Raw genomic sequence first — 12,529 nt, forward strand, 5'->3', positions numbered from 1 at the left:
TAGAGTTACAACAAATTCTAAACATAATTATTTAACTGTAAATAATCTTCTTAATCGAGATTTTTACGCTTCAAAACTGGAGATTGTCCGTTTATTGCAGGAGCTGAAAAAAGAATACCGATAACATTTGAAGATCCTAAAGTTTCAGACCATACAGCAGAGCAATCAAAAGTGTATGCAGAAAGAAGTTTGCAGATAGCAACAGAAATGTTTTACGTTTTTTCTCGAGTTATATCACCCGATAATCGCTTTTTACCTGCTTCTAAAAATTCTTTATTCCACTTATAAAATTGAGATTGACTTATACTATATTTTCTACAAAGTTGGGCTATGGAGTTTCTGCTCGTTAAGCTTCCATTACAATTAAAATTTGTTCTTTGACTTCTTTTGCAAACTCAACACCATTACCATCAGGTAATTTTACATCACATAAAATAACTTCAGGAGTAAGTGTTTTAATTTTTTTTATCCCTGATTTTAAATTTTCTGCTTGATGTATTTCAAAACCTTCTAATTCGAGCTAGGAGTGTTCTGATTTTTGTTTTATCGTCTATGATTAAAATTGAATGCATTCTTATTACTTGTGAACAATGAAGGTATTATTTTATGCATATAGCTTTTATAAACTCATTATTTTTTTCTTCTTCAAACTTTTTCAAGAATTCCAAAAATATATCGAATGTGGGATTGAGTAACTTTTGAATCCATTGAAAGGAATTTGATTATTTACTATGTTTTTTATAAATCAATCGTCCGTTCTATTTTTATTTGTTCCAAAAATGCTTCGTCGTGTGATACAACGATTAGCGTTCCTTGATATTCGTTTATAGCTTTTGTCAAAATTTCAATGTTCTGAATATCCAAATTATTGGTAGGTTCGTCCAAAATAATAATGTCAGGAGCTTTACTGTTTATTGTTAAACAACAAAGTAATAAACGCATTCTTTCACCACCACTCAACATTAAGCAAGGTTTCTCTCAGTCGTCTTTTGAAAATAAAAATCGGTTTAAACGAATCTTGATTTCATGTTCTTGTAATGCTGAGGTATTGAATTGTTGTGCTTGCTCATAAACTTTTAGTTTATTATTAAGTAACGAATAATCTTGGTCAATGTAAATGGATTTATTTTCTGCTCGATAAATTGTTCCTTTTTGCGGTTTTATCTTACCTAAAATAAGCTTTATCAACGTGGTTTTCCCTGAACCGTTTTTTCCTTTTAATGCAATGCGTTCGCGACTTGTAATCTCAAAATTTAAGTTGTTTTTCCAAATCAGTTTATCGTTATAACTAAAGTTAACGTTAGTTGCGGTAAATAAAACTTTTCCTTTATGTAAGTCTGAATGATCAAAACCAAATTTCATTTTATCTAAAGGAGATAAAGAGGAGCGAAGCGTTTGTAAATCTTGAGAAATTCCATTAATTTTTTCTGCATGAACACCTTTTAATTTTGATGTACTATTTTCGGCATTATTTCGCAAAGTGTTCATCATTATTCGAGCAACACCTGATTTTTCTTGTTTACTTTTTCCACGATTATCCAATTTTTGTTGTCGTTCTAAAGTATCTCGTTCTTTCTCTTTGGCTTTCCGCAATGCTTTTTCTTTGCTTTGAATATCTTGATTCAAGGCATTGTTTTCAATCTGTTTTTGAGCTTTATAAAAGTCGTAATTTCCACCATAAACTTTAATCCCGTTTTTACTTAACTCATAAACACTATTTAGAAGGTTTAGAAGTTTTCTGTCGTGGCTTACGATGATTAACGTGCTTTTTGTATCGAGAACTAGATCATATAAAAGTTGACGACTTACATTATCGAGATGATTGCTAGGTTCATCCAATAAAATTAATTCGGGCTGATGAATGGAAATTCCAGCTAAAAAAACTTTTGTTTTTTGTCCACCACTTAGAGTTTCCATTTTTTGATTCAAGTCCAAATCGTTGAGTTGCCAATAACTTAATGCTTCATTGCAACGGTCTTCGATTGTCCAATCATCATCGAGTGAATTGAAATTATCTTCACTTGTGTTTCCGTTTAAGATTTCGTTCAAAGCACTTAATTTATCTTCGATTTTCAGTACTTGAGCGATCGTCAACTGATTGAATTGTCCGAAAATTTGTGGAACATAATAAGGTTCAGTTTCAATGTTTATTAGACCATTTGATGGTTGATATTTTTTAGCGATAATTTTCAATAAAGTAGATTTTCCTACTCCGTTGTTACCAATTAAAGCAATTTTTTCTTGATTTTGTACTGTTAAATTAATGTCGCTAAACAGTATATTCTTGTTTGGATGTAGATATGAAATATTTTGTAAAGTAAGCATAATTCCTTTCTTTAGAAGTGAAACAATACAGCAACCGTTTTGAGGTTGTTGTTCTGATTTGTCTGAAAGAAATTATTTTTTACATTGTGTCTTACTTAAATTTTGATTTTGCGAATATACGAACTTTATTTAATGAATAAGAAATCAGAGGGAAGTTAAAGATTAGCTACATAGAAACATAAAATGCTAAAATATTTATTTTACTACTTTATACTCAACGCACCTGAAGGACATTGATGAACTTGTTTGATAAGTTCGTCACTACTTGCATTTTCTGTCTTTAGTCAAGGTTTTTTTTCGGATTATATACATTTGGCAGTAGTTTTACGCAAATGCCTGCATGTTGACATAATTCAGGCTTCCAGATTATAGTAATTTCTCCGTTTGTATATTCGTGTTGGTTCATTTTGTTATTTTTTGATGAATTGAAGTTACTTAAAAATTTTCAATATCCAACGTTAAAATAATCTTAGTTCCAGTACTTTGCTTACTCTCAATTCGCATTTTAATATCTGACATTTTAGCTAATTGTGTTGCAATATTTAGACCTAATCCAGAACCAGAAATATGGAGTGTTGAATCATTTTTAATGCGGAAAAATCGTTCTTGAACAAATTTTAAATCTTCTTGATTCATTCCAATTCCATTGTCTTCAAAAATTAATTCATAGCAATCATTTTCGATGTTAGAAAGAATTGTTATTTGACCTTTTAAGTTAGAATATTTTATAGCATTTGATATAATGTTATCTATAATAATCTCAAAAAATTCTTGGTAATTATCAATTTCAAAAGCTTGAAGTTGTTCCGTATCGACAGAAATTTGTTTTTCTTGTAACAAAACATCAAAACGTTCAATTGATTTTAAAACTTCTGATTTTAGTTCAAATAATGAAGTTTTTAGCTCCAAACTATTATTTTCTACGCGAGAAATCAATAAAAATTGTTCTACCAAACGATCCAAACGATTCACTTGTTTCAATGTGTAATCTATTTTTTCATTGTATTGCTCAGGCGTGCGTTCGCGTCGAATCAAAATTTCCAATGTTCCCTTTATAATCGCCAAAGGTGTTCGAAGTTCATGCGAAGCATCAGCCGAGAACTGTTTAGCTTTTAAAATTTGAAACTCTAATCGATCTAACAGTGAATTTATTGTCACTGAAAGTTGAAATAATTCATCTTTATTTTTAGGTAATTGAATGCGTTCTGAAAGATTATTTTCGGTGATCGATTGCGCTGTATGAATCACATTGAAAACAGGTTTAATCGATTTAGCCGCAATAAAACGAGCTAAAAGAAACGTCAATAAAACCGAAATAGGAAAGATAATAAGTAAGGCAGTTTTTAAATAATCCAATGCTAATTGATTGTGTTTTGTAGAAACGCCTATTACTAAATAACCAACAACTTCGCCATGATGAATCAATTTTGCTTGAGAAATTAATAACTGAATTGAATTATATTCAGCATAAAATGGCTTGTTTTCTGGTTCTTCATTGTTCCAATCCAATTGATTTTGAACCATGTTTGGAGAACTTTCAACTAAGTTGAAATTTTTATCATAAATTGAGATAAAAACAGGATTCAGCGCAATGTCTGTATGTTCTACTTCTTCCCATTCGCGCGGTTGTACAAAACTTGTAAATGTAGGTTCGTGTAACACATAATCGACGTGACTGTTAATTTCTTCCTCTAACGTTTCGTACATTGTTTTGTTAATTCCCCTATTTACAACAAAGAAAATTAACCCAAAAATAATGAGTAAAACAGCAGAAAATAAAATGCTGTAAAAGGTTGCTATTCTATTTTTTACAGATAATTTTTTAAACATCGTTTGTTATATAACCCACGCCACGAATAGTATGTAAGCGCGGATCATCTTTTTTTAGATTTAATTTTTTACGAATCGCATTAATAAAAACATCAATCACACTTGTATCATATTCAAAATGAATGTGCCAAACGTTTTCAATGATTTCTTTGCGTGTACAAATTCGGTTTTTATTTTTGAAAAGGTAAGCTAAAAGTTGAAATTCTTTTAATGTTAATTCAACTAAATTATTATCTAAAAAAGTCTGATGTGTTTCTGGATTGATTGAAATATTTCCGAAATTCAAAAGATTATTCGATTCATTTTGACGAAGATAAACGTTAATTCGTGCTACCAATTCATTAAAATCAAATGGTTTTTTGATGTAGTCATTTGCACCAGCATTCAAACCTTCAATCGTATCTTGAACTGTATCTTTCGCTGTAATGAAAATAATTGGTGTTTTTTGGTTCATATTTTCAGAATTTCGGATTGCTTTACAAACGTCTAAGCCCGAAATATTTAACATCATCCAATCTAACAAAATAACATCAAATTTCTCGTTATTTATTTTCACTAAAGCATCTTCGCCGCTTAAACAGTGCGTTGGCGATAAATTTTCTTCTTCTAAACCTTGAAGCATAAAATTGGCAATTCCCAATTCATCTTCAACAATTAAAACTTTTGGTTTGTTCATTTTCTAATTCGGAACAATAACATTCAAAGCATTCGGAACAATCGAAACTTCAATCGAATTTTGGTTAAAAATAACAGCTTCACCATCAACTTGAGCAATTGTTTTAGGTTGGTTGGAATTGAATTTTACTGAATTGACTTGCAATACTTTTGCTTGCTTCATTTTTTCAATTCGTTTTCCTAAAACATTAGCCGAAAACTGAATTTGTTGTATAAAATTAAGCTTTTTTACTGCAAGAAAGTCTAATTTTCCATCATTTAATTTTGCATTGGGTGAAAATGAGATGCCATAACCCGCTTCGTTAGAGTTAGAGCAGAACACAAAATAAAAATCATCATCTAATGTATGTTGATCATCTAATTCGATGCTAAATTTTTTCGGTTGAAAGTTAAAAATCGCTTTTGTACTGGCAGTTACATATCCCAAAAAGTTTCTGGTTTTGGTTTGAGCATAATTGTTAATCACATCTGCATCAATTCCCAATCCCATATTGCTAAAAAAGTAATTTTCGTTGATTTTTCCTGCATCAATTTTATTGATTTTTGCATTCAAAATCGTTTCAAAAGCTTTTTCTGTGGTTTTAGGAATGTTCAAATTAGCCGCTAATCCATTTCCTGAACCAATCGGAATAATTCCCAAAGCAACATTGCTACCAACCAAGGCTTGAGCGACTTCGTTTATCGTTCCGTCGCCGCCACAAGCTACTATGATTTCAGGATTTTTTGTCAGAACTTGATTTGTAATTTCAGTTGCATGACCAATATTTTCAGTTAAAAATGTTTCGAAATCAACATTTTTTTGACTAAAATAGTGTTGAATTTCAGTTTCAATTATTCGTCCTTTTCCCTTTCCAGCAATAGGATTGATGATAAAAATGATTTTATTTTTCATTTAATAAATGATTGCTAAATAAATAATCGGCTGTTTGATAATTAGATATGATAGAACGCTCGAAAATAGGATCAACCTTTGTATCAATTAAATTTTTATCAATCCATTTGTATTGATTGATTTTCTTTTGATCGGATAAAATCGAAACATCTTTGCCTTTTTTCATTCCCAATTTAATATACGTACCAACAAAAGAACGCGATTTGTATTGCGGATCGAAGATGTCTTTTCCATAAAATTGAGACGTATATTTCCAATTGAACAACGAAAATAATGTTGGGAAAATATCAATTTGAGAAACTTCTTTTGTGACATTTTCGTTTGCGTGCGATTTTAAATTATAGATAAATGCCGGAATGTGATGATTTTTTACATCAATTGCATCTTTACCTGCGCTACTTGCACAGTGATCGGCAATAAACACAAAAACGGTATTGCTGAACCAAGGTTTTGTTTTCGCTTTTGCAATTAAATCTCCAATTGCATAATCGGCATATTTTACAGCTCCAGGTCGACCAGTTCCAGACGGAATATCAATTTTTCCATCTTCGTACGTATAAGGTTTGTGGTTTGAAGTTGACATCACAAATGCAAAAAATGGTTGTTTTGTTTTGTATTTCCCATCGGCAACTTTGATCACTTTTCTGTAAATATCATCATCGGCAATTCCCCAAGCATTTTCAAAAGTAACTTCATCATCATTAATATTGTATCGATTAGTATTGATTTTATCACTCAAAACGCTACCACGGCCGCGATCGTAAATGTCAAAACCATTTCCACCATAAAACGCATTCATATTGTCAAAATATCCATCGCCACCATAAAAGAACATATTGTGGTAACCTTTTGCTTTGAAAACATTCGAAATGGTATATAAATTTTGATTATCAATACGCTTCACAATACTATTTCCAGGCGTAGGAGGAATTGATAATGTAACAGCTTCCATTCCACGAACGGTTCGCGTTCCGTTTGCAAACATATTTGAAAAATAAATGCTGTTATTCGCTATATCGTTGAGGTTTGGAGTGATTGATTTTCCGTTGAATTGCTCTTGCAAAAATGAAGCGCTCATACTTTCCATTAACACAAAAATCACGTTTGGTTTTTGTTCTGCTTGTGACGGATTACTCGCTAAAATTGTTCTTCGTATTGGATTTTTGAATTGTTGATCGAAAACAGTTTTTGAATCTTGCAATTCAGATTTAATCACTGCAAAAGCATCTTCAATAGGAATAGATTTATAATGTTCGTCATATTTTAAATGATTATTTCGGAAAGCAGAAAAGAAAGAAAAGATTCCCGCTTTTGAAATTTCGTTGTTGTATCGGTTTTCTGAAGTTGAACTACTATCATTATTTAAAAGAAACAATGAGCCAACCACAAGTACTAAATTGAACACAAAAACGCCAATTTTTTGACTTGTTTTTGGCTTGTTATGAAATGTATTGTAAAAGAAGTAACCTTTTTTTGTTGCAAAAATTGTTAAGCCAGTAATTAAAACAATTCCGCCAATTAAAACTGGTAAAGGATATGATTCTTGAATATTTTTAACAACTTCGTATGTATAAATTAAATAATCGACCGCAATAAAATTGAATCGGCTTTTGAATTCGTCCCAAAATGTAACTTCGGCAAAAAATGTAAAATAAATGATTACCAAATACAATGTATAAACGAAATACACGAAAGTTCGATCAAATAATGAATTGACGAATTTGTTTGGTAAAATCATAAAATAAAATGATAAGAATAACGTGAAACAGCTTACAACGCTAATGTCGTACACCAATCCATAAAAAATAGTGTGCAATAACGAGCCAATATTCCAATCGAAATCACTTTTTACCCAAATTGCAAAAATTAGGCGTAGAATAAATGAAATTAGAATAAATAACGAACTGAAAAATAGTAAAATACTGTAACGTCCTTTTAAATTATTTGTAAACATTTTGTTTTTGAATTATTGTTCAAATATCTTGATATTTAATAGATTATTAACATGGAAAAGTGAATCTTAAGCGAATCTTAAGTTTGCGATTCTTGAATGAAAGATAGAAACTGAAAACGTTAATAATTCGTGAAAAAATGGTTTTGATTAGAAATAGTTGTAAATTTGTAATTGGTTTATAAAGTAGGTAGAATGGAAGAGATATTAATCAATGAAAAAGAAGAAAAGTTTTTAACATATTGGGAGAAAAGATTCTCTACAATTTTTAAAGACAATACAAGTTGGACAACTTTGTTTATGACAGTTAACAAAGCTACTTTTCCAGATTCATTAAATATAGAAACGTTTTGCAAAAAGTTTATGCAAGATTTCAATATGAAATTATCATATAAATATGATGAATCAGACAACGAATACGATTTGACAATTACAAGATAATTACGGAAAACGAAAAATCCTTATCAATTTTGATAAGGATTTTTTTGTTGTAAAAAGGGACATTTGATTGATAATCATGCTTAAATTTTAAGAAAAATATTTAACCAAAAAATTAAATAAAATATTGTTGATTTAGATTTGATTTTACTAATTAAAATGTTTAATTTTGCAGTTCACTTTTAAAGGTGATTTAGTTTTTAAAGTTTACAACATTTGTATAGCTCATAATAAGGTTGAGCGTCTCTACGGCAGACCATAAAAAATTGCCACTACAAATGAATTTTTTTTCTACAAAATGAGTCTTGAACCACTCTCGTTAGAAAATAGTTTGTTTGTTGATGTAGATGATACAAATGGTTTAAACACATTAAACCAAATAGTACAGCAAACAATACAATGAACCACAGACTTTTCATTCAGAAGAAATCAAATTTTGACGTTATCAGTCAGAAGACTACAATAGAACTCAAAAACCTTGTACCTACAATTGTGTGCAAGGTTTTTGTTATTTATGATCTATTTAATATAGAAGAAAGCCAATTACAAGAGGTTCAAAATAAGGTGTTTGTCGATCCTGTGACAGACGTTGTTTTCAAATACGTAGAAGATGCAGTTAACGAAAGCATTCCTTATTCTAAAAATTATTTTGCAACCGAATTTTTACCAGGTCAATATAATCAACGCGATGATTCTTCGGAACAATGTTTAGTGTTGATGAATGTTGAAAATGTAACCGTAAAATCTGGTTTACTATATGTTTTCAATGATGATTTGTCTGTGGAAGATTTAAAGAAAGTAAAAGATTACTTAATCAATCCAATTGAGTCGCGCGAGAAAGATCTTTCAAAAATGGAAATTCCAGCTAATCCAGAAGCTACAGAAGTTCCAATTATTGAAGGTTTTATTTCTGCTGACGAAAATAAACTACATGACATTTACAACCAATTTGGATTATCGTTAGAGATGGATGATTTAGTTTTTATTCAAGACTATTTCAAATCAATCAATCGTAATCCAACCGAAACTGAGTTAAAAGTTTTAGATACTTATTGGTCTGATCACTGTCGTCATACAACTTTTGAGACGGAGATTACAGATGTTCAATTTAATTCTAAATTTAACGAAACACTTCAAAAAACATTCGATTATTACCAACAAGTTCGTCAAGAATTAGGAATAACTAAACCAATTCGTTTGATGGATTTAGCAACTGTGATGGGAAAATATCTTTCTCGTACAGGAGTTGTGAAAAATATTGATGTTTCTGAAGAAATTAACGCATGTTCTATTGTCGTTCCAATCGATGTAGATGGTGTTGAAGAAGAATGGTTATTACAATTCAAAAACGAAACACATAATCACCCAACAGAAGTGGAACCATTTGGTGGAGCTTCGACATGTGTTGGTGGAGCAATACGCGACCCTTTGAGTGGACGTTCTTACGTTTTCCAAGCTATGCGTATTACAGGTGCTGCAAATCCTTTAGAAAAAATTGAAGATACGTTACCAGGTAAATTACCACAACGTAAAATCTCTAAAGAAGCAGCAAACGGATACAGTTCTTATGGAAATCAAATTGGTTTAGCGACAACTTTTGTGAAAGAAATTTACGATGAAGGATACAAAGCAAAACGCATGGAAGTTGGTTTTGTGGCTGGAGCTGTAAAAAAAGAATATGTTCGTCGTGAAGAACCCGTTTCAGGTGACCGAATTATTTTATTAGGTGGAGCAACAGGTCGTGATGGAGTAGGTGGAGCATCAGGTTCATCTAAAACACACGATGGTTTAAAATTAGACGATTTATCAGCAGAAGTTCAAAAAGGAAATGCAATTGTTGAACGTAAAATTCAACGTTTATTCCGTAATCCAGACGTTTTAGCATTAATCAAAAAATGTAACGATTTTGGTGCGGGAGGTGTTTCTGTTGCAATTGGTGAAATTGCACGAGGAATTAATGTTGATTTAGATTTAGTTCCATTGAAATATGCTGGATTAAACGGAACAGAATTAGCGATTTCTGAATCTCAGGAACGTATGGCTGTTGCGGTTGAGGCAAAAGATGTGGAAACATTTATAGCATTAGCAAAAGAAGAAAACCTTGATGCGACTTGTGTTGCAGAGGTAACGGGAGATGATACAATGACTTTGGTTTGGAAAGGAACAAAAATTGTTGAATTAGACCGTAAATTTTTAGATACAAATGGCGTTCGCAAACAAGCTAAAATCGAAGTTACGGACGAAGAATATACAAATCCTTTTGAGAATAAAGCCTTCAATAAAGAAGCTTTTATTGCAATGATGCAAGAGTTAAATCATGCGTCGCAAAAAGGTATGGTAGAAATGTTTGACAATAACGTTGGACGTTCTACTATTTTGAATGCTTTTGGTGGACAAACAATGGATACACCAGAAGATGTTTCGGTACAAAAATTCCCAACAGACGGATTTACAAATGCAGTTTCTATTGCTTCATTTGGTTACAATCCTACAATTTCTCGTTGGTCAAATTATCACGGAGCTTATTTTGCGGTAATTGATTCGATGACAAAAATTGTTGCTGCTGGCGGAAATTACGCTGATATTCGTTTAACTTTTCAAGAATATTTTGAAAAATTACGTGATGAAGCTACGCGTTGGGGAAAACCATTTGCGGCCTTATTAGGAACGATTGAAGCACAAAAACAGTTCGGAATTCCTGCAATTGGAGGTAAAGATTCGATGTCTGGTTCTTACCAAGATATTGATGTTCCGCCAACGTTGATTTCTTTTGCAGTTGCACCTTCTTTGGCTAAAAAAATTGTACAAGGAACTTTAGTTGAAAAGAATTCTAAACTTTCAGTTTTTATTCCAACATTAACAGAAGATTATTTAATCGACGAAGCAAATACAAAAGCTATTTTTGATTTTATCGGAACAATTAATGCTGATGTAAAATCAATGATGACGGTTAAATTTGGTGGAATTGCAGAAACTGTAGCGAATATGGCTTTTGGCAATGAAATCGGATTTGAAATCAAGACTGATTTAGATTTAGCAAAATATTATCCAGCTTCGATTGTAATTGAACATTCAGATGATTTAAATATTCCTGTTGAAATTGCTCAAAATTATCATGTTTTAGGTCAAACAAATGATTCAACTTCATTCAACTTTAATGGAGAAGAAATTAATTTGAAAGAATTAAAACAACAATGGAAAGAAACATTCAATTCATTGTTTCCATATAAATCAACTACTGAAACAGTTGTTGAAGAAAAAGATTTAAAAGCAGAGCAAATTTGTTTTGCCTTCGCAGATCATAAAGTAGAAAACCCAAAAGTTTTCATTCCAATTTTCCCAGGAACAAATTCAGAGTATGATTCAGCAAAAGCGTTCCGTAGAGAAGGAGCTATTGTTTCGACTTTGCCTTTCCGTAATTTAACACAACAAGATGTTGAAGAATCAGTTGTTGCTTTTGTAAATGAAATCAATCAAGCCAATATTTTCTTTGTACCAGGAGGTTTTTCAGCTGCTGATGAGCCAGATGGATCAGGTAAATTTATTGCAACGGTTTTACGTAATGAGAAAATCAAAAATGCAATTCACAATTTATTAGAGCGCGATGGATTGGTTTTAGGAATCTGTAATGGTTTCCAAGCATTGATTAAATCAGGATTATTGCCTTATGGACGTATTCAAGATTTAGAAGAAGATACACCAACATTAACGTTCAACGAAATTGGTCGTCACATTACACAATTAGCGAAAGTGAGAGTGAATAAATCGCATTCACCTTGGTTAAAAGGAATGGAGGGACAAGAATTCTGGATTCCATTTTCGCATGGAGAAGGTCGTTTCGTAGCAAATGAGGTTGAATTAGAAAAGTTAATTGATAAAGGACAAATCGCAACTCAGTTTGTAGATTTGGATGGAAAATTAGCTGGAAAAATGCCTTATAATCCAAATGGATCTACGTTTGCGGTAGAAGGAATTGTATCGCCTTGTGGAAAAGTTTACGGACGAATGGGACATCCAGAGCGTTACGAAGAAGGATTATTCAAGAACATTCCAGGAAATGGATATATGAATATCTTCAAAAATGCGGTGGAGTATTTTAGAGGGTAGATTATAGATATGAGATATTAGAAGTTAGATATGAGAAAATTTAACTTCTAAAAATTAAATAAAAAATGTCATTTAGAGTTTGTTGAGGAATCTAAAAAGATTTTTCATTACGCCAAGGCTTCATTCAGAATGACAATTGAAGAATAAAGTTTGAGTCATCCTGAACTTGTTTCAGGAACTCATCTTAAAAAAGTGAGAAGCTGAACTGAATTCAGCTTGACATTGAAAATAAAATAAGGAATTTTGAAGTTAGAAATAAGGTAGAAGAAAAAAAATCTAAATATTAAATATCTAACATCTAAATACTAAAA

9 protein-coding genes, 3 pseudogenes and 1 riboswitch are annotated in these 12,529 nt (G+C 31.4%); of the genes and pseudogenes, 3 read left to right on the forward strand and 9 right to left on the reverse strand.

Annotated features, from left to right (window positions below; genetic code table 11):
- Positions 1–78: 78 nt before the first annotated feature.
- Positions 79–231 (forward strand): annotated as a pseudogene (locus tag HXZ69_RS09380) (protein-tyrosine-phosphatase); the annotation flags it as partial.
- Here HXZ69_RS09380 and HXZ69_RS15305 read toward each other — a convergent pair.
- From HXZ69_RS15305 to HXZ69_RS09415, 9 genes and pseudogenes are all read right to left on the reverse strand, one after another.
- Positions 216–350 (reverse strand): annotated as a pseudogene (locus HXZ69_RS15305) (helix-turn-helix domain-containing protein); the annotation flags it as partial. The pseudogenes HXZ69_RS09380 and HXZ69_RS15305 sit on opposite strands and share 16 nt — an antisense overlap.
- Entirely contained in the window at positions 347–499 is a 153-nt protein-coding gene (locus tag HXZ69_RS15375) for a response regulator (RefSeq protein ID WP_125349105.1), read from the reverse strand. The pseudogene HXZ69_RS15305 and the gene HXZ69_RS15375, both read right to left, overlap by 4 nt.
- 239 nt (positions 500–738) lie before the next feature.
- Positions 739–2,325: pseudogene (gene abc-f, locus HXZ69_RS09390) on the reverse strand (ribosomal protection-like ABC-F family protein).
- Positions 2,326–2,528: 203 nt separating this feature from the next.
- Positions 2,529–2,576, reverse strand: coding sequence for a hypothetical protein (locus HXZ69_RS15380; protein WP_502875741.1), 48 nt, complete (start codon positions 2,574–2,576; stop codon positions 2,529–2,531).
- Positions 2,577–2,605: 29 nt separating this feature from the next.
- Complete coding sequence (locus tag HXZ69_RS15385) at positions 2,606–2,731, reverse strand: (4Fe-4S)-binding protein (protein ID WP_448368236.1); 126 nt, start codon at positions 2,729–2,731, stop codon at positions 2,606–2,608.
- Between the two features lie 29 nt (positions 2,732–2,760).
- Entirely contained in the window at positions 2,761–4,155 is a 1,395-nt protein-coding gene (locus tag HXZ69_RS09400; RefSeq protein ID WP_286495793.1) for a sensor histidine kinase, read from the reverse strand.
- A complete protein-coding gene (locus HXZ69_RS09405) occupies positions 4,148–4,831 on the reverse strand; it encodes a response regulator transcription factor (RefSeq protein WP_286495794.1) in 684 nt (227 codons plus the stop codon). The genes HXZ69_RS09400 and HXZ69_RS09405 overlap by 8 nt, the downstream gene beginning before the upstream one ends.
- Before the next feature lie 3 nt (positions 4,832–4,834).
- Positions 4,835–5,722, reverse strand: a complete 888-nt coding sequence (locus tag HXZ69_RS09410) for a diacylglycerol/lipid kinase family protein (protein ID WP_286495795.1) — start codon at positions 5,720–5,722, stop codon at positions 4,835–4,837.
- Complete coding sequence (locus tag HXZ69_RS09415) at positions 5,712–7,676, reverse strand: LTA synthase family protein (RefSeq protein WP_286495796.1); 1,965 nt, start codon at positions 7,674–7,676, stop codon at positions 5,712–5,714. The genes HXZ69_RS09410 and HXZ69_RS09415 overlap by 11 nt, the downstream gene beginning before the upstream one ends.
- 192 nt (positions 7,677–7,868) lie before the next feature.
- On the opposite strand from HXZ69_RS09415, the gene HXZ69_RS09420 reads away from it, so the two are divergent.
- On the forward strand, positions 7,869–8,114 hold the full coding sequence (locus HXZ69_RS09420; protein WP_038332385.1) for a hypothetical protein: 246 nt from the start codon (positions 7,869–7,871) through the stop codon (positions 8,112–8,114).
- A gap of 193 nt (positions 8,115–8,307) precedes the next feature.
- Positions 8,308–8,406: riboswitch (purine riboswitch) on the forward strand.
- A gap of 104 nt (positions 8,407–8,510) precedes the next feature.
- Entirely contained in the window at positions 8,511–12,218 is a 3,708-nt protein-coding gene (locus HXZ69_RS09425; protein WP_286495797.1) for a phosphoribosylformylglycinamidine synthase, read from the forward strand.
- The last annotated feature ends 311 nt before the right edge of the window (positions 12,219–12,529 follow it).

This window comes from Empedobacter sp. R132-2 (assembly GCF_030324375.1).
GTDB lineage: Bacteria > Bacteroidota > Bacteroidia > Flavobacteriales > Weeksellaceae > Empedobacter > Empedobacter falsenii_B.

Excerpts from the sequence above, each read along its gene's own strand:
- HXZ69_RS15385 (WP_448368236.1), bottom strand. The coding sequence starts at position 2,731 with ATGAACCAACACGAATATACAAACGGAGAAATTACTATAATCTGGAAG.
- HXZ69_RS09410 (WP_286495795.1), bottom strand. The coding sequence starts at position 5,722 with ATGAAAAATAAAATCATTTTTATCATCAATCCTATTGCTGGAAAGGGA.
- HXZ69_RS09405 (WP_286495794.1), bottom strand. The coding sequence starts at position 4,831 with ATGAACAAACCAAAAGTTTTAATTGTTGAAGATGAATTGGGAATTGCC.
- HXZ69_RS09425 (WP_286495797.1), top strand. The coding sequence starts at position 8,511 with ATGAACCACAGACTTTTCATTCAGAAGAAATCAAATTTTGACGTTATC.
- HXZ69_RS09420 (WP_038332385.1), top strand. The coding sequence starts at position 7,869 with ATGGAAGAGATATTAATCAATGAAAAAGAAGAAAAGTTTTTAACATAT.
- HXZ69_RS09400 (WP_286495793.1), bottom strand. The coding sequence starts at position 4,155 with ATGTTTAAAAAATTATCTGTAAAAAATAGAATAGCAACCTTTTACAGC.
- HXZ69_RS09415 (WP_286495796.1), bottom strand. The coding sequence starts at position 7,676 with ATGTTTACAAATAATTTAAAAGGACGTTACAGTATTTTACTATTTTTC.